At 64.4% G+C, this 613-nt stretch carries 1 pseudogene; it reads left to right on the forward strand.

What is annotated here, in order from left to right:
- Positions 1 to 613, forward strand: a pseudogene (locus AC0L2P_RS32185) (Ulp1 family isopeptidase); the annotation flags it as partial.

Raw genomic sequence — 613 nt, forward strand, 5'->3', positions numbered from 1 at the left:
GGGCCCCGCAAGCCGCCGCCATTCAGCAGCCGCCGAGCGAAATCGGCAATTCAGGCGGCCGCGTGCCGATGCAGCCCCCCATGCAGCAGTTGGGTGAATTGCCATTGGCAGGGGTACCCGTTCAAGGCACAGGGGCCGAACATATCCGAAGGCTGCATGCGGAGGCCGCGCCCTCCGCAAGGTCTGAGGCGACCCCCGCTGCGCTCGAGGACTTCATAAACATCTCATTCGCCGTCCCCAAAGGCTTCTCCCATGGGACTCAACGCGTCCCAGAAGCGATGCTCCCTTTCCTGGATCACCAGGGCCTCTTGCCGGACGCGGACAAGCCGGAATGGAACTACGAGATTAAAGGTCACGGCTACACCGCCCGGAGGCCAGAAGGAGGCAACGACGTTTGGCTTGTCCATCGCGGTGCGATGAGGGAAGCTGCAGCGGCGGCAGTACCGGCAAGGGCTCCAGCACACGGCTTGCCTGCGACCGCCAGGCTGTCAGACACCTATCGCGGTGTTCCGTTGGTCGATCTGACCACCTCCTCCGATGCACAGATCGCAGCGCTTCCGTCAGGTTCGTCCAACCTTCCCGCGGGGGCGGTGCTCGGGGCCACCGAACTGCT

The sequence above is a fragment of the Mesorhizobium sp. WSM4836 genome, from assembly GCF_055811815.1.